Source organism: Rummeliibacillus suwonensis (assembly GCF_007896435.1).
GTDB classification, from domain to species: domain Bacteria; phylum Bacillota; class Bacilli; order Bacillales_A; family Planococcaceae; genus Rummeliibacillus; species Rummeliibacillus suwonensis.
In genome coordinates, this window is the sequence record NZ_VCBL01000001.1 from 2,387,466 (window position 1) to 2,407,784 (window position 20,319).

At 38.0% G+C, this 20,319-nt stretch carries 22 protein-coding genes; 1 reads left to right on the forward strand and 21 read right to left on the reverse strand.

Going from position 1 to position 20,319, the window contains the following annotated elements; all coding sequences use genetic code 11:
* Positions 1 to 2: 2 nt before the first annotated feature.
* The 11 genes from rnc to FEU33_RS10970 all read right to left on the reverse strand — a co-directional run bounded on the left by rnc (position 3) and on the right by FEU33_RS10970 (position 10,832).
* On the reverse strand, positions 3 to 764 hold the full coding sequence (gene rnc, locus FEU33_RS10920) for a ribonuclease III (RefSeq protein ID WP_146549394.1): 762 nt from the start codon (positions 762 to 764) through the stop codon (positions 3 to 5).
* Between the two features lie 134 nt (positions 765 to 898).
* Positions 899 to 1,135, reverse strand: coding sequence for an acyl carrier protein (locus FEU33_RS10925; RefSeq protein WP_146549395.1), 237 nt, complete (start codon positions 1,133 to 1,135; stop codon positions 899 to 901).
* 58 nt (positions 1,136 to 1,193) lie between these two features.
* A complete protein-coding gene (gene fabG, locus FEU33_RS10930; protein WP_146549396.1) occupies positions 1,194 to 1,940 on the reverse strand; it encodes a 3-oxoacyl-[acyl-carrier-protein] reductase in 747 nt (248 codons plus the stop codon).
* Complete coding sequence (fabD, locus tag FEU33_RS10935; protein ID WP_146549397.1) at positions 1,941 to 2,885, reverse strand: ACP S-malonyltransferase; 945 nt, start codon at positions 2,883 to 2,885, stop codon at positions 1,941 to 1,943. It lies immediately after the preceding gene.
* 40 nt (positions 2,886 to 2,925) lie between these two features.
* Complete coding sequence (plsX, locus tag FEU33_RS10940) at positions 2,926 to 3,930, reverse strand: phosphate acyltransferase PlsX (RefSeq protein WP_146549398.1); 1,005 nt, start codon at positions 3,928 to 3,930, stop codon at positions 2,926 to 2,928.
* Complete coding sequence (gene fapR / locus FEU33_RS10945) at positions 3,931 to 4,506, reverse strand: transcription factor FapR (RefSeq protein WP_146549399.1); 576 nt, start codon at positions 4,504 to 4,506, stop codon at positions 3,931 to 3,933.
* 107 nt (positions 4,507 to 4,613) lie between these two features.
* Positions 4,614 to 6,662: an ATP-dependent DNA helicase RecG gene (gene recG / locus FEU33_RS10950; RefSeq protein ID WP_146549976.1), complete on the reverse strand. Its 2,049-nt coding sequence runs from the start codon at positions 6,660 to 6,662 to the stop codon at positions 4,614 to 4,616.
* Positions 6,652 to 7,548 carry an L-serine ammonia-lyase, iron-sulfur-dependent, subunit alpha gene (gene sdaAA / locus FEU33_RS10955; RefSeq protein ID WP_146549400.1) on the reverse strand — a complete coding sequence of 299 codons (897 nt, stop codon included), beginning with the start codon at positions 7,546 to 7,548 and terminating at the stop codon, positions 6,652 to 6,654. Before sdaAA ends, recG begins: the two co-directional genes overlap by 11 nt.
* A gap of 14 nt (positions 7,549 to 7,562) precedes the next feature.
* The gene (sdaAB, locus tag FEU33_RS10960; RefSeq protein WP_146549401.1) at positions 7,563 to 8,225 is read right to left on the reverse strand and encodes an L-serine ammonia-lyase, iron-sulfur-dependent subunit beta; all 663 of its coding nucleotides are present in this window, start codon (positions 8,223 to 8,225) and stop codon (positions 7,563 to 7,565) included.
* A 561-nt stretch (positions 8,226 to 8,786) separates the two neighbouring features.
* Complete coding sequence (locus FEU33_RS10965) at positions 8,787 to 10,451, reverse strand: DAK2 domain-containing protein (protein WP_146549402.1); 1,665 nt, start codon at positions 10,449 to 10,451, stop codon at positions 8,787 to 8,789.
* 18 nt (positions 10,452 to 10,469) lie between these two features.
* Positions 10,470 to 10,832, reverse strand: a complete 363-nt coding sequence (locus FEU33_RS10970; RefSeq protein ID WP_102692701.1) for an Asp23/Gls24 family envelope stress response protein — start codon at positions 10,830 to 10,832, stop codon at positions 10,470 to 10,472.
* 228 nt (positions 10,833 to 11,060) lie between these two features.
* Between FEU33_RS10970 and rpmB the strand changes: the two genes are divergently transcribed.
* Positions 11,061 to 11,249 carry a 50S ribosomal protein L28 gene (rpmB, locus tag FEU33_RS10975; RefSeq protein ID WP_146549403.1) on the forward strand — a complete coding sequence of 63 codons (189 nt, stop codon included), beginning with the start codon at positions 11,061 to 11,063 and terminating at the stop codon, positions 11,247 to 11,249.
* Between the two features lie 35 nt (positions 11,250 to 11,284).
* Here rpmB and spoVM read toward each other — a convergent pair whose 3' ends face one another.
* From spoVM to def, 10 genes are read right to left on the reverse strand one after another with little or no spacing between them, the layout of a single operon-like run.
* Positions 11,285 to 11,425 (reverse strand): stage V sporulation protein SpoVM, encoded by a 141-nt coding sequence (gene spoVM, locus FEU33_RS19125; RefSeq protein WP_243881098.1) that lies wholly within the window; start codon positions 11,423 to 11,425, stop codon positions 11,285 to 11,287.
* A gap of 4 nt (positions 11,426 to 11,429) precedes the next feature.
* Positions 11,430 to 12,092 carry a thiamine diphosphokinase gene (locus FEU33_RS10985; protein WP_146549404.1) on the reverse strand — a complete coding sequence of 221 codons (663 nt, stop codon included), beginning with the start codon at positions 12,090 to 12,092 and terminating at the stop codon, positions 11,430 to 11,432.
* Positions 12,089 to 12,754, reverse strand: coding sequence for a ribulose-phosphate 3-epimerase (gene rpe / locus FEU33_RS10990; RefSeq protein WP_146549405.1), 666 nt, complete (start codon positions 12,752 to 12,754; stop codon positions 12,089 to 12,091). Before rpe ends, FEU33_RS10985 begins: the two co-directional genes overlap by 4 nt.
* 2 nt (positions 12,755 to 12,756) lie before the next feature.
* A complete protein-coding gene (gene rsgA / locus FEU33_RS10995) occupies positions 12,757 to 13,638 on the reverse strand; it encodes a ribosome small subunit-dependent GTPase A (protein ID WP_146549406.1) in 882 nt (293 codons plus the stop codon).
* Positions 13,639 to 13,649: 11 nt separating this feature from the next.
* The gene (gene pknB, locus FEU33_RS11000; protein WP_146549407.1) at positions 13,650 to 15,614 is read right to left on the reverse strand and encodes a Stk1 family PASTA domain-containing Ser/Thr kinase; all 1,965 of its coding nucleotides are present in this window, start codon (positions 15,612 to 15,614) and stop codon (positions 13,650 to 13,652) included.
* 2 nt (positions 15,615 to 15,616) lie between these two features.
* Positions 15,617 to 16,366: a Stp1/IreP family PP2C-type Ser/Thr phosphatase gene (locus FEU33_RS11005; RefSeq protein WP_146549408.1), complete on the reverse strand. Its 750-nt coding sequence runs from the start codon at positions 16,364 to 16,366 to the stop codon at positions 15,617 to 15,619.
* Between the two features lie 14 nt (positions 16,367 to 16,380).
* Positions 16,381 to 17,481 carry a dual-specificity RNA methyltransferase RlmN gene (gene rlmN / locus FEU33_RS11010; protein ID WP_146549409.1) on the reverse strand — a complete coding sequence of 367 codons (1,101 nt, stop codon included), beginning with the start codon at positions 17,479 to 17,481 and terminating at the stop codon, positions 16,381 to 16,383.
* Positions 17,481 to 18,854 carry a 16S rRNA (cytosine(967)-C(5))-methyltransferase RsmB gene (gene rsmB, locus FEU33_RS11015; protein ID WP_146549410.1) on the reverse strand — a complete coding sequence of 458 codons (1,374 nt, stop codon included), beginning with the start codon at positions 18,852 to 18,854 and terminating at the stop codon, positions 17,481 to 17,483. Before rsmB ends, rlmN begins: the two co-directional genes overlap by 1 nt.
* Positions 18,851 to 19,792 (reverse strand): methionyl-tRNA formyltransferase, encoded by a 942-nt coding sequence (gene fmt / locus FEU33_RS11020; protein ID WP_146549411.1) that lies wholly within the window; start codon positions 19,790 to 19,792, stop codon positions 18,851 to 18,853. The genes rsmB and fmt overlap by 4 nt, the downstream gene beginning before the upstream one ends.
* Positions 19,789 to 20,292 (reverse strand): peptide deformylase, encoded by a 504-nt coding sequence (def, locus tag FEU33_RS11025; protein ID WP_146549412.1) that lies wholly within the window; start codon positions 20,290 to 20,292, stop codon positions 19,789 to 19,791. Before def ends, fmt begins: the two co-directional genes overlap by 4 nt.
* Between the last annotated feature and the right edge of the window lie 27 nt (positions 20,293 to 20,319).

Sequence of the window (20,319 nt, forward strand, 5' to 3'; positions counted from 1 at the left end):
AATTAACCCTCCTGATCATTTGCTAATTGTGCTTTTAAAGCACGCATAGCGCATTGTGCTGCTTTTTGTTCTGCTTCTTTTTTCGATTTACCGTTCCCTACTCCAAGTTCTTGATTATTCAACAATACTTGAGAGACAAATGTCCGGTTATGCGCTGGACCATTTTCTTTAATGATCTCGTAATGCAATGTACCAGAATTATTTTGTTGCACCATTTCTTGTAATTGACTCTTAAAGTCCATCACATGTGAAAATGCGCCGAGCTCAACTTTTGGAAAAACAACTTGTTCCAAAAAGCCAACAACTGTTTCTAAACCTTGGTCTAAATATAAAGCACCTATAAATGCTTCGAAACAATCCGCAAGTAATGCTGGACGTTCACGACCACCTGTAATCTCTTCCCCTTTACCTAATAATACATATCTGCCAAAGTTTAATTCATTAGCAAAAATCACTAGGGATGGCTCACAAACCATTGCTGCACGCAATTTTGTTAGTTCACCTTCAGTCATTTTGGGAAATTTAAGGAATAAAAATTTAGAAACAGTTAGCTCAAGCACAGCGTCTCCTAAAAATTCAAGACGTTCATTATCTTCAAAAAGTTTTCTACGATGCTCATTCACAAAAGACGAATGTGTAAAAGCATTGTATAACAAATTCGGATTATCAAAGTGCAACTTCAATTGATCCTGTAATTCAACAAATTTTAGACGTGCCTGCTCTGAAATTGTGCCATTTTTTGGTGAGAGTCCTTGTATTCTCATTTTTATCAACCTTCTTATTTTCCATTTGATACATTCTTTAGTTTACCTTTTTCTTTTACATTGTGCAAAAATAAAAAGATAACTTCCCCCACCGGCTAGTAGGGGAAGTCTAAGTATTGTATGTTATACGTGAATTAGCCGATTTTGCTTTCGATAAAGCTTACTGCATCACCTACAGTAGCAATTTTTTCTGCATCCTCGTCATCAATTTGCATATCAAATTCTTCTTCGAATTCCATTACTAATTCTACTACATCTAATGAGTCCGCACCTAAATCATCACGGAAAGAAGCTTCTAGTTTCACTTCACTTTCGTCAACACCTAAACGGTCAACGACAACTTTTGTTACACGTTCTAATACTGTTGCCAAATTGTTCACCTCCCCTCAATGATTATATCGAAATCTAGTATATAAGAATAGTTAAAATTCACATAACCATTCCGCCATCAACATGCAGTGTTTGCCCCGTCATATAGCTTGCATCATCAGAAGCTAAAAATGCGACAACTTTTGCAACATCTTCTGGTTTACCTAACTTTGCTAATGGAATTTGGGAAAGCATTTGCGCTTTAATCTCTTCCGGTAGCTCTTCCGTCATTTCAGTGTCGATAAAACCTGGAGCAACTGCATTAACATAAATATTACGAGCAGCTAATTCTTTTGCAGCGGTTTTAGTAAGACCAATAACACCTGCTTTTGCAGCAACATAGTTTGCTTGACCTGCATTTCCTGCGACTCCCACGATGGAAGCAATGTTGATAATACGGCCAGCACGCTGTTTCATCATTTGACGTGCAACAGCTTTTGTACAAAGAAAAACACCTTTTAGATTGATGTTCATCACAGCATCCCAATCTTCTTCTTTCATACGCATTAATAAGTTATCACGCGTAATACCAGCATTGTTCACTAAAATATCAAGTGAACCATAGGTTTCGATAGCCTGCTTCATAAGTTTAGCGACATCATCTGGATCAGCCACATTTGCTTGAACAGCAATGGCAGCGCCACCGTTTGCTTCTATTTCAGATACAACTTCTTGTGCTTTTGCCTGATTGCCACTATAGTTTACAACAACTTTAGCGCCAAGTTCGGCTAAATGCAATGCGATTGCACGCCCAATTCCTCTTGAAGCACCTGTAACAACGGCTACTTTATTCGATAAGTTTGCCAATTAAGCCCACTCCTTCGCTGCTTCCAGCACTTGATTAAATGTTGCCTCGTCATATACACAATATGTTTTTACTTTACGATCCACTTTTTTCACAAGTCCACTTAGAACTTTACCAGGACCACATTCAATAAAAACGTCCACTCCCTCAGCAAGTAAAGTACGAACAGAATCTTCCCAAAGAACAGGTGAATACAATTGTTCAACCAGTAGATTTGAAATAACTGAACATGCTGTAACAGGTTGTGCATTAACATTTGCAATAACCGGAATCACAGCGTCTTGCATTTGAATCTCCGATAGCATTTGTTGAAGTTTACTAGCAGCTGGACGCATCAATTCTGAATGGAAGGGACCACTAACAACTAAAGAAATCACTCGTCTTGCACCTGCTTCTTTGGCTTTTTCAGAAGCCATTTCAACACCTTTAGCAGTACCAGAAATCACAATTTGTCCTGGACAGTTAAGATTAGCCAGTTGTACGACTTCACCATTTTGTGATACTTCATCTGTCACTTGTTTCAGTACATCACGTTCTAATCCAAGGACAGCAGCCATTGCGCCTTCGCCAGCAGGTACTGCTTCATTCATGAAAATTCCTCGTTTATGTACTGCTTGAACACCATCAGCAAATGTCATCACACTTGAAGCTACAAGTGCAGCATATTCACCCAAGCTATGTCCTGCCGTAAAATCAGGTTCGATTCCAGCTCTTTTTAACTTGTCGGCAATCATTACACCTGTAGTCAATAAGGCTGGTTGCGCATGATAAGTTAAGGTTAACTCTTCCTGAGGACCCTCTAGCATCAATTTTGATAATTCAATTGCTAAAAGTTGATCAGCTTGATCATAAAATTCCTTACATGCAGGCTCATTTAGTACGAATTCTTGCCCCATTCCTACCACTTGTGAACCTTGCCCTGGAAAAATAAAAGCAATTTTAGTCATTTTCATTCCCCTTTATATCACAACATAAAATATGTCTAGATTATTGTTCACTGTCATTCTGCTTAGCATTCGTAATCGTTTGATCAATTGTTGGAATAACATTGTGCTCAACCATTTTACGAGCTTGACGAATAGCACTTGCAAAAGCTCTCCCATTAGAAGAACCATGTGCTTTAATGACTGGCGCTTTTAAACCAAATAGTGCTGCACCGCCATATTCTGTATAATCCATCTTATTTTTTAGTGCTTTTAAATTGTTTTTCATTAATAATGCTGCCACTTTCGATTTCGTAGAAGCCATAAATGCTTCCTTCATCATTTTGAAGACAGCACCTGCTGTACCTTCAATCGTTTTTAACACCATATTTCCCGTAAAACCGTCTGTTACAACTACATCTGCAGCATGATTTAACAATTCACGTGCTTCAACATTGCCAATAAAGTTTACTGGTGCATCTTTTAACAATGTAAAAGCGTGTTTGGAAAGATCATTTCCTTTTTTATCTTCTGTACCGATATTTAATAAACCGACTGTTGGTTTTTGAATACCGCGGACTTGCTTCGCATAAATACTTCCCATGATCGCGTATTGCACTAAATTTTCTGGTTTTGCATCAGCATTTGATCCTAAATCCAACATATCAAAACCACTACCATCTAGCGTTGGTAATGTCGTTGATAAAGCCGGACGATCAATCCCTTCAATACGATGTACAATAAATAACCCAGCTGCCATTAATGCACCTGTATTTCCCGCTGAAATACAAGCATCAGCCTCACCGTTTGCAACAGCTTCTGCCATTTTCACCATTGAAGCATCCTTCTTGCGTCGAACAGCACGAACCGGTTCATCAGTCCCCTCAATGACTTCTTGGCAATCGATGATCGTAATGCGATTCAAATCGTTTAAAAATGGTTGCATTTTTTCTTTCGAACCATATAGTAGAATTTCCAAATCAGGTGATACTTCTAATGCTTTATAGACACCTTCAATTATGGCCTGTGGCGCATTGTCCCCACCCATACCATCTACTGCTAATTTCATCTATTTTTCACCCTTACCTTTCGTGCGATACATTTCGAATTGCCCCGTAAAAACTGTGTTTCCATCGACCGTAGAGGTAACGGTGACAAACGTACGATTTCTATCATTATCTTTGCCCGTAACAACCGCTTTAGATATGACACGTTGACCAGCCTTTACTGGTTTCAAAAAATAAATATCAGAATGTACTGTTAAAGCTAAATCATCATTAATAACAGCAACTGCTAAGGAATTGGCTTGAGCAAATAAATGGTGACCTCTCGCAATGCCGTTTCTTTGAAAGACATGTTCTTCTCCGACATCAAAGATTGACAGAGCACGTTCATCCAATTCAATATCGATAATTTCGCCAATTACTTCATCTATCGGTAATGTTTTGACCTCATTTTCAAAATTATTGGCGGCAACATCCTTAATCCGTTCCCGTAATTCTGGAATGGATAATTCCATACGATCCAATCTAATCGTCTGAACACTAACTTTAAACTTTGTAGCAAGCTGTTCATCTGTGACGAATGGGTTTTCTTGAATGGTTTGCTGCAATAATAGTTGTCGTTCTTTTTTTGAGTACTTCATATTATTTTCGTCACCCCTTAATATTAGCACTTGGTACTAACATCAGTATATAAATATAAAAAAGAGAATGCAAGTGTTGTTTTTTAGCCTCCCTGCATTCTCTAATATTAATCGATTCTTTCCCCATCAAGAGCTCCCGAAGACGCCAAGTTTTGTCGTAATACTTTATAGTCTTCAGCCTGCCAAAATTCAGCAGATTCAATTAGTTTCACTGCATCCTGTCTTGCTACTTCTAATGCTCTATAATCGTGGACTAAATCAGCCATTTTAAATTCAGGTAGTCCGCTTTGCTTTTTTCCAAAGAAATCACCTGGGCCACGGAGTTCTAAATCTTTTTCTGCTAATCGGAACCCATCATTCGTTTCTGTCATGGAAATCATTCTTTCTTTTCCTTCTTCACTTTTAGGATCCGCAATCAGTATACAATAGGATTGATATTCTCCTCGTCCCACACGACCACGTAATTGATGGAGTTGTGCTAATCCAAAACGTTCTGCATCATAAACGACCATGAAAGTAGCATTAGGAACATTCACTCCAACTTCTACAACTGTAGTAGAAACGAGGACATCCAGTTTCCCTTCACTAAAGGCACGCATCACTTCATCCTTTTCATGGGCAAGTAAACGACCATGCATAAGACCTATTTTAAATTGTCCTTTAAACACAGTCGAAAGCTGTTGATAGACATCAACTGCATTTTGTACATCCAGCTTTTCGGATTCTTCAATAAGTGGGCAGATCACATATGCTTGTCGCCCATTTGCAAGTTCTTTTCCCATTCGAGAAAGCACTTGCTTAAATTGCTCGTTTTTGACCCAATGTGTTTCGATTTTTTTTCTGCCGGCTGGCATTTCATCAATCATCGAAACATCCATTTCGCCAAATGCGGTGATGGACAATGTACGCGGGATTGGTGTTGCAGTCATAAATAGAACATCTGGATTTTCACCTTTTTCTCGCAATATTCGACGTTGTTCGACGCCAAAACGATGCTGTTCATCTGTAATCACAAACCCCAACTTTTTGAACGATACATCTGGCTGTATCAAGGCATGTGTACCAATGATAATATTAATTTCTCCATTGGTTAGTCTTTGTAATAATTCTTTTCTCGCTTTGGCTTTAATCGAACCAGACAATAACGCAATTTTTACGTCAAAAGGTCGGAGCCATTCCTCCAATGAAGCTGCATGTTGTTCAGCTAAAATTTCAGTTGGAGCCATTAATGCACCCTGAAAACCAGCAGTTACCGCCGCATATAAAGCAATCGCTGCAACGACTGTTTTTCCAGAACCTACATCCCCCTGCAGTAATCGATTCATGCGCTGTGGTAATAATAAATCCCGGCAAATTTCATTGACAACTCGTTTTTGTGCATTCGTTAATTCATATGGCAATGAATCAATGAATGTACGAATCTTTTGCAAATCATAATGAATGGCGATGCCGTGTTCCTGTTCTCTGCGATTTTTTCTTAATGCTTGAATCTTCAATTGGAATTGTAATAATTCCTCATAAACAAATCGACGTCTAGCTTGTTTAGCATGATTGGCGTCTTTTGGAAAATGCACACCTTCTAAAGCTTCTGAAATAGGTAGTAACTTATAATCAGCCCTAAGCTGTTCAGGCAAAGATTCTGGAAGCTCATCTTTTGCAATATCTAGTGCTTGTCGCATAAATTGACGGAATTTTTTTTGAGTGAGTTTCCCCTTTAAACTATAGACAGGCTCAAAATCAGCCTGATTCGTTTTAGGTCCAAATGTTACATTACTGCCATTAATGACTTGACGTCCTCGATCCCATTTCCCAGTCACGGTCACTGTAGCACCAGGTGTTAACTTATTTCGTAAGTAACCTTGATTGAAAAATACCAGTTTAATAAGATGACGCCCTGCTAACATACGTACTTGTAAACGTGATTTATTTTTACCTAGATAAAGGACAGTCGGTTCACTTTCAATACGCCCTTCTACTGTTACTCTTTCATTATGCGGTGTTTCTGCCAAATCTTTTAGTCGGAAATCTTCGTGACGATATGGAAAAGTCAAGATTAAATCCTTTACCGTTTCAATTCCCATCAAGTTCAATGCATCAGCAGATGTTTTCCCAACGCCTTTTAAGTCAGTTACTGCCGTCAGTATATTAGTCACGATGCAACACGGCTCCACCAAAAATTTTAGCCTCTAAAGCTCTGCCGGTCGGTGTTGCCGCTAATCCACCTTGTGCAGTTTCTTTTAATGCAACAGGCATTGTTTGACCAATGCGGAACATCGCTCCAATCACTTCATCTGTCGGAATACGACTTGTAATACCTGCTAATGCCATATCTGCCGCTACCATCGCATTTGCTGCACCCATCGCATTTCTTTTAACACAAGGAACCTCAACCAATCCTGCCACTGGATCACATACAAGACCTAGCATATTTTTTAATGAGATTGCAAAGGCATGGGAACATTGGGATGGTGTACCACCAGCCATTTCGACGATTGATGCAGCGGCCATCGCAGCGGCAGAACCGACTTCAGCTTGACATCCCCCTGCTGCACCAGAGATGGATGCATTATTTGCTACGACAAATCCAAATGCACCAGCAGTAAATAAATAGCGAATCATTTGTTCTTTTGTTGGTTTTAATTTATTTTTCACAGCAAATAGGGTACCAGGAACAACTCCAGCAGACCCCGCAGTGGGTGTTGCACAAATCGTCCCCATCGCTGCATTGACTTCATTTGTAGCAACGGCCTTACTTACAGCGTCTAACAAAAGATCACCTGATAGGCTTTTACCTGATTGAATATATTTTTGTAATAAAGGGGCATCACCACCCGTTAGACCGGTAACTGAACGAACTCCTTTTAATCCTTTTTCAACAGCTTCCTCCATGACGGTAAGATTACGAGACATTTGCTGCATTATTTCATCCCGACTTCTCTCTGACATTAATATTTCTTGTTCAATCATGATTTCTGAAATCTGTTTGTTTTCTTTTTCCGCACGTTCTACCAATTCTCTAACATTCCGAAACAATACGTCCATCTTCTATCCCCCTCCTAGCTTTTAATACGAGTGACTTTCGTAATATTAGGAAGAAGTTCAATTTCTCCTAAAATGGAGTAGTCAATATTTTGGTCGACCTCAATAACCATTAATGCCACATTTCCGCGTTCCTTACGTGAAACTTCCATATGACCAATATTAATATTATGCTTTGCAAGACAATTCGCTACATTTGCAATACAACCTGCCCTGTCATCATGAACAACTAAGATAGCTGGCATGCCACCTGATAATCGTAGCGGAAATCCATTTAGCTCTGTGATCTCAATAGCGCCCCCACCGATTGAAATACCAACCATTGACATCTCCATTTGATCATCGCCAATGACGATCCTTGCTGTATTTGGATGATCTGTATGGTCTGTTTCCGTTATGAATTCAAAAGTTAGCCCTGCATCGGCAGCTTCTTTAAAGGCTGTCTTGATCCGCTCATCATAGGTATCATAATCTAGTAATCCACCGATGATGGCTACATCTGTTCCATGTCCCTTATAAGTCTCTGCAAAAGAACCATATAAATATATTTTAGCCCATTTAGGTTGGCGTCCGAATAGATCTCTGGCAACGCGACCAATTCGTGCCGCTCCAGCAGTATGGGATGAAGAAGGCCCAATCATTACTGGACCGATAATATCAAAAACAGATGTAAATTTCATCATTTATCCCCACACATTCAAGTTAATATCAAAATTTATAATACACGAATATTTTTAGATAACCAAATTTTTCGTTTTTATCCCGCGTTAACGGGCAGTATGATCACCCCTCAAGGTTTTGGGAAAAACGAGAGAAGATAGGTGGAGGATCAACTGCCCGTAAAAGCCCGATTGGTTCGGGTCAACAAGATGTTGACCACTCAGGTGTTGCCACAGGACGTGGCGCTTTTAACCTGAGTTCCTCTAGTTCAGTGGGGATAAAGAAAATCCCCACTGATGGAAGTTTCACTTTATGATTCTATGTCAATGTTAAGAGATGCGTTTGCGATTTAAAGATGATCTCGCATCAATCCCACACCTTTACTTTATTATATGTGTTCGTGCTGTGGACTTACCAGTTGTTTCCTTCCCATAGTGAGTAGAAAACCTAAAAATAAGGAGTTAAGAATGTAGATTTTACGACATTCTTAACTCCTTTATCTTAATCTATGCAGCTAAAATCTTTTCTTGAAACATTCCCTGATCCCTAAACATTCTTTACTCCCTATTGTCATCAAATCATCATTCTACGGAGATAATGTAAGGGTACAATGGTTGTTTGCCATCGTGAACTTCTACTTCTACATCTGGATATTTTTCTTCGATGAATTCAACGTATTCATCTACAGTTGCTTTTTCTACATCTTGACCATAAAGTACTGTGACAATTTCTGAATCCTCATTAATCATATCGCTCACTAATAATTCAGATGCTACCTTTAAGGATGGTGTAGCTTGAATAATATTGCCATCTTCAATAGCCATGAAATCATTTTTATGAATTGCTACTCCATCGATGGAAGTATCACGTACTGCAAAAGTAATTTGACCAGATTTCACATGAGCATATGCAGCTGTCATATGTTTTTTATTTTCCTCAACTGATACATCTGGATTGAAGGCAAGAATAGCAGCCATACCTTGTGGAATTGTTTTTGTTGGTACAACAGCTGCCTCGATATCCACTAATTCAATAGCCTGTTCAGCAGCCATCACGATATTTTTATTGTTTGGTAAGATTAATACTTTCTCTGCTTCTATTTCCTTGATCGCATTAACGATATCCTCAGTAGAAGGGTTCATGGTTTGACCGCCCTCTATCACATATGAAGCGCCAATACTTTCTAGTAATTCTGCAACACCTTCCCCCATCGCTACTGTAACGATCGCATATGAATGCTTTTTCACTTCTTTTTTTGCTGGCTTTTTAAAATCTTCTTTATGATGATTTTCTCCAACAATGGCTGTATGTTGAAGGCGCATATTATCAACTTTTACTTTTACTAGGCTACCATATTGCTGACCATAAGATATAACTGCTCCTGGCGTTTCCGTATGCACATGAATTTTCACTACTTCATCATCAGAAATCACTAGTAGTGAATCGCCAAATTGACTCATATCTTTGCGGAATTCTGCTTCATTGAATGGTTTTTTATCATGTTCAAAACGAACCATAAATTCTGTACAGTATCCGTAAACGATTTCAGAAGTATCCATAAAATCTTGTGCTTTATGATGCTCTGCATTCACTAAATCATCGATTGAATCGATGATTGTTGCTGATGGGATTTCTTCTCCTTTTAATGAGGCAGCAAATCCTTCATAGACAAATACTAAGCCTTGACCGCCACTGTCAACTACACCTACTTCTTTAAGAACAGGTAATAATTCTGGTGTTTTTGCAAGTGCAGCTTTAGCAGCTGTTAAAATTGCTTCCATGATGACAACAATATCTTGTTCTGTTTCTGCAACTTCTACTGCTTTTTCGGCAGCTTCACGAGCAACTGTAAGAATTGTTCCTTCAACAGGCTTCATAACCGCTTTATATGCTGTTTCTACACCACTTTTGAATGCTTGTGCAAATTTTACTGCATCTAATTCATCTTCTTTTTCGATAGCTTTACCGAATCCTCGGAATAATTGAGATAGGATTACACCTGAGTTACCACGAGCTCCCATCAATAAACCTTTTGATAATGCTTGAGCTGTTTTACCGATATTCGCTACCTTATGAGCAGCAGTTTCTTTTGCACCTGATGTCATCGATAAATTCATATTTGTACCTGTATCACCATCTGGTACAGGGAATACATTTAACGAATCAACATATTTCGCATTTTGAGCTAAATGGCTTGAGCCAGCTTGTACCATTTCCGCGAATTTAATCCCGTCTAACGACTTCATTTGAATAAGTTCCTCCTCTTACACATTCGCTACGCGAACACCTTGCACATAGATATTAACAGAATTTACTGCCATTCCTAATGTTTTGTCTAGTGTATATTTTACTTTTGATTGAACTTGATAAGCTACTTCTGAAATTTTCGTACCGTAACTAATGATGACATACATGTCGATATGTAAATCTTCACCTTCTTGGCGAACGATTACTCCCTTTGCAAAATTTTCTTTGCGAAGAATATCTGTTAAGCCATCACGAATTTGGTGTTTGCTTGCCATACCAACGATGCCATAGCATTCAATGGCTGCTCCACCTGCTATTTGTGCAACAACATCATTAGAAATATCAATACGACCGAATTCGTTTTTCAATTCTACTGACATAAAAATGCCTCCTGATTTCTTTTTGACTATCCTCTATTGTACTATACAAATTTTGATTATAAAAGAAAACCTATCAATTCATCTATAAATAGACTGTAAAGGTTTTTTTCTTGAAAGTCCATCAAAATCAGTTGCAATAGGGAAAAGTGTGTGTTAAATTATTAAAGTATGTGAAATATCGAAGTGAAATCATGAATCTTTCAACTTCTTTATGAGGAGGGAATTAATATGCCAAAAAAATGTGTCATTACTGGACGTAAAACTGTATATGGTAACAACCGTTCTCACGCAATGAACGCTAACAAACGTACTTGGGGAGCAAATCTTCAAAAAGTTCGTATTTTAGTAAATGGCAAACCAAAACGTGTATGGGTTTCTGCTCGTGCATTAAAATCAGGTAAAGTTGAACGTGTTTAATCTGTTCATCTAAATAAAACGCCAAGTTGAATTGTTCAACTCGGCGTTTTTTCTTTTCCTTTCTTCTTCGCAACAGCTGTTTTCTTAGGAGCTGCCGGATCATTTGAAACCAATTGTAAACAAAAACGAGCAAAGTTACTAACTACTTTTGGTAATTGAAATGTGTATACTTTCAATTGGTCACTCCTTATCATCAATACTTCTTATCATTAAACATATGCCATTAGAAAATGAAATAGACGCGCAATCACCTATTATTTCATTGCTTGTAAAACGAGTAGTGCCCATATCAATTATTTCATCAGTCGTTTCATAAAGAACATTTCGTAATGTTACATTTTTTATTACATCACCAAATGCAAAGAACGAGAGATACTTGAAATAATGATCTGATATTATCTTATGTTGTCCCGGCCATAAAAATTGCACACAATTATAATGATTAATCATTTTTATTTCGACAGAAGGGTGCATTTTTTGAACACGATACAGAATATGTAAATTTGCTTCATAATGATCGAGTCTACCACCTGTAACGCCTGTTAAAATAATTTCAGTTGGCTTATATATTAAAGCTTTTAAGACAGCTAATTCTGTATCTGTTTCATTTTTTTCAGGAATATGCCGTTCAATATTTGGTATGCGCTCATGTACCATTTGCCATTCCTCATCAGTAAGTGAATCGAAATCACCTACAGCCAAATCTGGAATAATCCCTCTATTTAGCAAATAGACTGTTCCACGATCAGCTCCGATAAATTTAGCATCATGGAACGAGAGGAGGAAATCGCTCGATACGACTTCCTCCTCTGGACCTCCAGCACAAATCACAACGACAGTCATCGAATCGCTTGTTCTCCTGCTGCTAGAATACTTTGTAGTGCTTCTTTACGGTTTTCCTTCCCGTAAATGGCAGAACCCGCTACAAAAATGGTAGCACCTGCTTGAGCGCACGGTATGATCGTTTCTGAGTTGATACCACCATCGATTTCTATTTCTACATCCAAATTCTTTTCTTTAATCAAGGCAGAAAGTTCTGCGATCTTTGGCACAACAGATTGAATAAATCTTTGACCGCCAAAACCAGGATTTACAGTCATTAATAATACTAAGTCGACATCCTCTAAAATATGTTTAATCCATTCGATGGGTGTATGTGGATTTAATACTACCCCAGGTTTTACCCCGTAAGAACGAATTAGTTGAATGGTACGATGTAAATGACGGCAAGCTTCAACATGTACTGTAATATAGTCGGCGCCAGCCTTCGCAAATGATTCGATATATTGATCAGGATTTTCGATCATTAGATGAACATCTAATGGAAGATCAGTTACTGGCCGTAAAGCTTTTACAACGATTGGTCCCATTGTAATATTGGGTACAAAGTGACCATCCATGACATCAATATGAATGAACTTTGCGCCCGCCTCTTCTACTTCTTTTACTTCATCCGCTAATTTTGAAAAATTAGCAGCTAAAATAGATGGTGCAATTTGAATCATGATTAGTACCTCGGCTTTCTCTCTATAATTTCTTGTAAGAATTGTAAATAATGGTCATAACGATACTGCTCCACTCTACGATCTTCTACAGCTTGTTTTACTGCACATTTTGGCTCTTTAAGATGAAGACATCCTCGAAATTTACAACCTTCCGATAAGGCTAAAAACTCTGGAAAACATTGAGCCAACTCTTCTTTTTCTATTTTTTCAAAGTCAAATGAGCTAAATCCAGGAGTATCAGCAATTAATCCTCCAGCTAACTCCATTAGTTCCACATGACGCGTCGTATGCTTTCCTCGACCAAGTGCTTCTGAGATCATACCTGTTTTCAATCCAAGTGCGGGCATGATCGTATTCAATAATGTAGATTTACCAACACCAGATTGTCCTGCTAAAACAGTTGTTTTGCCTTGTATAAGGGGCGTCACTTTTTCTAATAATTGGGTATCTCCCTTGAATGTTTCGATGATTTTATAACCAATCGCTTCATACTTTGACTTGTATTCCACTATCGCTTGTCTTTCCTTATCCGTCAGTAAATCTGTTTTCGTTAAACAGATGATCGGACGCACTTGGAAAGATTCCAAGACGACTAAAAAACGGTCGAGTAATGCCGTATTAAATGCTGGCTCTTTCGTTGAAAATACAAGAATCGCCTGATCAATGTTGGCAACAGGTGGACGCACCAGCTCATTTTTACGTTCTAAAATAGCCGTTATCGTACCATTGTTATTGCCTTCTACTTCATATTCTACATAATCTCCGACTAGAGGTGTTATCCCCTTATTACGAAAAACACCACGCCCTCGACATGAAATTAGCTGCTCAGCGTCTTGGACATAATAAAAGCCACTTAAAGCTTTTCGAATTTGGCCTTTTGGCATGCCCTTCCTCCTTAATTTAGATCTTCATATGCTATCGTCTCATCAATGATAACTTTATCATCACGTACTACTCTATAAATAGCTTTTTGCCCTTTTTCAATTTCGAATTGTAGTTTTTTCACTTGTGTTGAATACAATTGGAATTCTTGTTCAACATCTTTAATGGAATGTGTTCGGTCTTGGATATAAATACGTACTTGTTGAGGTTCATCGGCTTTTTCTGGCTCGTACGGAATTTCGACCGATTTGACAAGCGTTTTAACAGGCTGCTGCTGAGCACCCTTTGATAAAACAACCTCAATTGTACTACCGATATCTGCTTTTTCTCCAGCTTTTGGTGATTGTGAAATAACTTGTCCTTTTGGAACTGTGTCTGAGTATTTTTCACTACCAATATGAATATGGAATCCTGAAGTTTTGGCATATGAGTTTAATCCATTTTCATCGTATCCAAGTAAATTTGCAACAATCTCCTGTTCAACACCTTTACTAACAGTTAGCGTAATGGTTGTATCTTTTGCAACAACTTTTTCTCCTTCTTCAAGAGATTGTTTAATGATCGTTCCTTCTGCGCTATCAGAATAGGTTTCATCTACCTTGACATTAAACCCTTGTTTCTCTAGAAGTTCTTTTACTTGTACAATATCTTTCCCAACATAATCAGCAATCTCCGTTTTTTTCGGACCATCACTAACAATCAGGTCGATCTCTGTTCCCTTAGTCCGTTCTTTACCTGCTTCAGGTGTTGTTGAAATCACTTTATTTTCATCAACATCATCTGAATTTTGCTTTGTTTGATCTCCAATGACAAACCCTGCATCTTGTAAAGTACTAATTGCCTTATCAACATCTTGATTGGTTACATCAGGAACAGCAAATTTCTTTTCATCAAATAAATCCGAAAATAAAAATAATCCAATAATAAAAATCAGTAGCAAACTTACTAATACGCCCACAGATATCAGCGCCTTATTTTTTCTTTTGCCCTTCTTTTTGTCGATTTTCTCATTATTATTTGATTTTGTTTCTTTTGTAGACATCGCTTTTGTTTTCTCTAAATCTTGAGCTTCCCCCATTTTATCCTCTTTAATGGCCGGAATAAGTTTTGTGACAGCGTCATCAATTGGCGGACTAAATTTAGCTTCATGACTGCGCGCATCAGATAACACAGTTTCTAAATCTTCCTTCATCTCTTCCACTGAGGAATAGCGATGGACAGGGTCTTTAGCTGTTGCTTTTAAAACAACATTTTCTAGACTTTGAGGAATAGAAGGTACGATTGCTTTTACAGAAGGTGTTTCTGATTGCAAATGTTTGAGTGCAATCGCTACTGCTGATTCTCCCGAGAATGGTAACTCTCCTGTCAATAACTCGTAAAGTACAATCCCTAATGAATAAATATCTGACTTTTTTGTAGCAGTACCTCCTCGAGCCTGTTCAGGTGACAAGTAATGTACGGTTCCTAATACTGAATTCGTTCGAGTAAAGGAAGTATCTTCTAAAGCCATGGCGATCCCAAAATCAGTGATCTTCACATTACCAGATTCATCCATTAAAATATTTTGTGGCTTAATATCTCTATGAATAATTTGATTTTGATGTGCATGTGCGATGGCTGAAGTTAATTGTTTCATAATATCCACACATTTTGTAGGAGCAAGCGGGGCATATTTTTGTATGTATTGTTTTAAAGTTTGCCCTTTTACATATTCCATGACCAAATAGTGCATATCTCCATCTTCACCAACATCGTATATGCTGACGATATTCGGATGTGTAAGACTAGTGGCAGATAAAGCTTCTCGCTGAAAACGACGATGCATCTCTTGTTCGTTTGAAAAATTATAATGTAAAATTTTTATCGCAACATCGCGATCTAAAATCATATCATGAGCTAAGTAGACATTAGACATTCCTCCGCCACCAATGACATCGAGAATTTTATAACGTCCGCCGATTCTCTTTCCAACGAGCATTCTTACACCTCCTTAAGGTCTTTCGATAATAGGATGAGTGTAATATTATCCTCTCCACCATTATCATTCGCTAATTGGACAAGTTGACTACCTTTTTCTTGAATAGTAGCTGAACTCATAATAATATTGTGCATGTCATTATTTGATATTTTATTGCTTAATCCATCGGAACAAATAAGCATATATGAATCATCTACTAATTCAACTTTGTAGCTATCAGGTTCAATAGTAGATTCCGTCCCTAATGATTTAATGATATAATTTTTTTTCGGATGACTTTCAGCTTCTTCCTCGCTGATTTCACCATTATCTACAAGAATATTGACATATGAGTGATCTCTAGTAACTAGGCGAATCTCCTCTTGCGTCACAAAATACACACGACTATCTCCTACATGGCAAATGGCCGTTTGATCCCCATCAATTAGAACCGCAATAAGTGTTGTCCCCATGCCTTGGCAATCTTCATGTGTTAAAGAGTATTGATACAATGTTGTGTTGAGTTCCTTTACGGTTGAAACCAACCATTGTTCAATCGATTCATTTGATGCAAAATGGCCTGCATCTGCCTTTAAAAATAACTCTTCAAAATGTGTCACAGCCATATGACTGGCAACATCACCCGCATTATGACCGCCCATACCATCTGCAACAATAGCCAGTTGATAGGAATCATCACGCGAGATAAAAGTTGCCGAGTCTTCATTGACTGCCCTTTTCTTTCCAATATCACTTACAATGGTATATCTCACAATGTATCACCTCATTAGTGGGTCGTCTCTTCTTTTCTCTCCTTCGCACGCAATTGACCACAAGCTGCATCAATATCTGAGCCATGCTCACGACGAATTGTAACATTGACACCATGTTTTTTTAATGTTTTTTCAAAATCAAAAATCTTATTTCTAGGTGTTCGAACATAATCGCGTTCTGGCACATAGTTAACCGGAATCAAATTGACGTGGCATTTAATCCCTTTCACAAGTTGCGCTAGCTCTTCTGCATGTGCAACTGAATCATTGACACCCCCAAACAAACCGTATTCAAAACTAATCCGACGTCCTGTTTTTTCAGTGTAATATTTGACTGCCTCCATTAAATCTGGTAGCTTATACGCTCTCGCAATCGGCATCAATTGTTGTCGTAATTCTTGAGAAGGTGCATGTAAGGATAATGCAAAGTTAATCTGTAATTGCTCATCAGCAAATCGATAAATCTTTGGAATAATGCCACTTGTTGAAACCGTAATATGACGTGCACCAATATTTAAACCCTTTTCATGGTTGATGACCTTTAAAAATTGCATCATAGAATCATAATTATCAAATGGTTCGCCGATTCCCATAATAACAACTGAGCTTACTCGTTGATCCTTTTCATCTAAAGCCTGTTGAACTTTGACCACTTGTTCAACGATTTCTCCTGGTAGTAAATGCCGCTTTAAACCACCTAATGTAGACGCACAGAACGTACATCCAATACGACATCCAACTTGAGTGGTTACACATACAGAATTACCATAATCATGTGCCATTAATACAGTTTCGATGGAATATCCATCTTGCAATTGAAATAAAAATTTAATAGTCCCATCTTTTGATTCTTGTTTTACGAGAGTTTTCAATGTGCTGAATGCGAATTCTTGTTGCAATTTATCGCGTAATGCTTTTGAAAGATTGGACATTTCTTCAAAACTTGTGACGCGTTTTATATATAACCAATCAAAAATTTGAGCAGCTCTAAATGGTTTTTCACCCTGTTCGATAAGCCATTCTTGTAATTGATCAGGTAATAACGAATAAATGGATTCGCGAAGCTCCGGTTTTTCTTTTTTTACTCTGGCTGTTTTTTTTATTTCTTGATCCATTACTTTGTGGATCCTCCTTTTTTTATAAAAGCAGCAACAAAAAAGCCGTCACTACCAAAATCTTGTGGAAAGACTTGCATCATGCCTTCCGTTTTCAGTGCGTGTAATGCTTCGGGTACATTTTTCACGGGGGATAATTCCATATCAGGATGAGTTCGCAAAAATATTTCAACAGTACCGTTGTTCTCCATTTTATCAATTGTACATGTACTGTAAACCATTTTGCCTTCATTTTTTAATAAAGTATATGCAGTATTTAATAGTTGAAGCTGGATTTTTTGTAAAGATTCAAAATCTGCTTCTTTTTTCGTATATTTGATGTCGGGTTTACGTCGTATAACACCAAGGCCACTGCAAGGTGCATCCACTAAAATTCGATCAAATGATTCCTTATCAAATATTGAAAGGGCCTCTCTTCCATCTAATACGCGAGGCTGGATGATCGATAAATCTAGACGATCGGCATTTTGCTGAATCAGCTTTATTTTATGCGGATGTAAATCAGTTGCAACTAGTTCACCTTGGTTATTCATCTTTTCAGCTATATGAGTGGTTTTTCCGCCTGGAGCTGCACACATATCTAAAACGCGCATTCCTGGTTTTACTTCTAAAGCATATGCAGGCAACATGGAACTCTCATCTTGAATGGTAATAAGTCCTTCTTTAAATGCAGTCGAACGAGCAGCCTGTCCCTCGATAATGTGTAAGCATTCTGGCACTACTGCGCTACGTTTTACAGCGAATTGATCATCCCATAGACTACGCAATGCTTCGTCAACAGTTGCTTTTGTCGTATTGACACGTACAGTTTGTATAGGTGGTAGATTATTTTCAAATAAAATATCTGATGTTTTTTCTAAACCAAAGCCATCGATATAACGACGAACAAGCCATTGAGGGTGACTTGTCTCAATCGCTAGACGTTCTGTATCATTATCAATCGTTGTTGTATCACGTAGACCATCACGTAAAATAGAACGCAGAATTCCATTAACAGTTGCGCTAATACCACGATGACGAGCACGATGCTTCGCAATTTCAACGGCTTCATTGACAGCCGCATGATCAGGGATTTTTGTTAAAAAAGCGATTTGATATAAAGATAAACGCAATAACCAGCGCACCCAATCATCGAGTTTACCACGTACATATGGCTCCAAATAATAATCGAGTGTCATTTTATATTGCAATGTGCCATACGTGATTTCTGTTAATAAGCCACGATCTTTTGCGTCAATTTTATACCTTTCAATTGTTTGATGTAGCAGCAAATTGCTATAAGCTTGTTGTCGATCAACAGCCAGTAGGATTGTCAATGCTGCATCACGGACATTGCCATCCCAAATAGGTGCTACATTTTTGTTTTTACTCATTCAAAATGATCTCCTATCTGTAATTTAGATCCTACACCATTTAGGTAATTCACCGCTTCCATTCTTTTTTTACCAGCAGGTTGCAAATCCACAATATCAATCGCTTGCCCATCTCCCGTCGCAACAGTAAAGAATTTTTTCGAAATTCCAATCACTGTACCAGGTTTTTCATGATGTGTAACCGTCGATTTTTTTGCCCACCAAACTTTCACGTTTTGCCCATCAAGTGTTGTATAAGCAATCGGCCATGGATGCAAACCACGTATTTGATTGTAAATATCTATATTACTCTTTGCCCAATCGATGCGTTCTTGTTCACGTGAAATATTATGAGCAAAAGATACCTTTGACTCATCTTGCGGAATTCGATGATTAGTACCATTAATAATCGAAGGAAGAGTGACCTTCAATAAGTCTCGACCAATAATACTTAATTTATCAAATAATAGACCTGTATAATCTTCTTCCTCAATGGCTATCGCCTGTTGTGCGATAATATCTCCCGCATCTAATTTTTCAGCCATATACATAATGGTTACACCTGTTTCTTTTTGACCATCGATTACTGCTTGATGGATAGGTGCACCTCCACGATATGCAGGAAGTAATGACGCGTGAACATTTATACAACCAAGTCTAGGTGTATCTAATAATTCTTTCGGTAAAATTTGTCCAAAGGCAGCCGTCACGATTAAATCAGGATTTAATGCGATGATTTGTTGTAATTCTTGTGAACCCTTTAAACGCTCTGGTTGTATAACTGGTAGTCCAAGTTCTACCGCTGCAGCCTTGACAGGTGTTGGTGTTAAAACGTGTTTACGACCAACTGGGCGATCTGGCTGAGTAACTACCGTTTGAATCTCATACCCTTCTTCATACAACATTTTCAAGATAGGTACAGAGAAATCGGGTGTGCCCATGAAAACGACTGAAGTCATTGCTCTTCATCCTCCTCCGCATACATTTCTTCTATTTCTTTTAATGTATAAGTTTTGATTATTTTTTTATCAAATAATATGCCATGTAGATGATCTACTTCGTGTTGAATCACACGCGCATCAAAATCATAAGCTTCTAATTCATATAACTCACCATTTCGATCTTGCGCTTGAACTTTGATATATAATGGGCGTTCGACATCACCATATAAATCTGGAAAACTTAAACAACCTTCGATATCAACGCCAGTATCTTCAGAAACTTCTACTATCACTGGATTAATCAGTTCTAATAGATCTCGTTCTTCCCCAAGCTCTACAACAGCCGCTTGGATACTTTTATCGACTTGTGGGGCAGCGATCCCTACACCATCATTTTCAAGCATTGTTTCATACATATCGTCTAGCAATTTTGCTAACTCATCATCAAATTGAACGATTGCAGACGCTTTTGTTTCCAGTACCTTTGCAGGGTTTTTTATAATTTCTAATAATGCCATTTGAAACCTCTTTTCTTCTCTTATAAA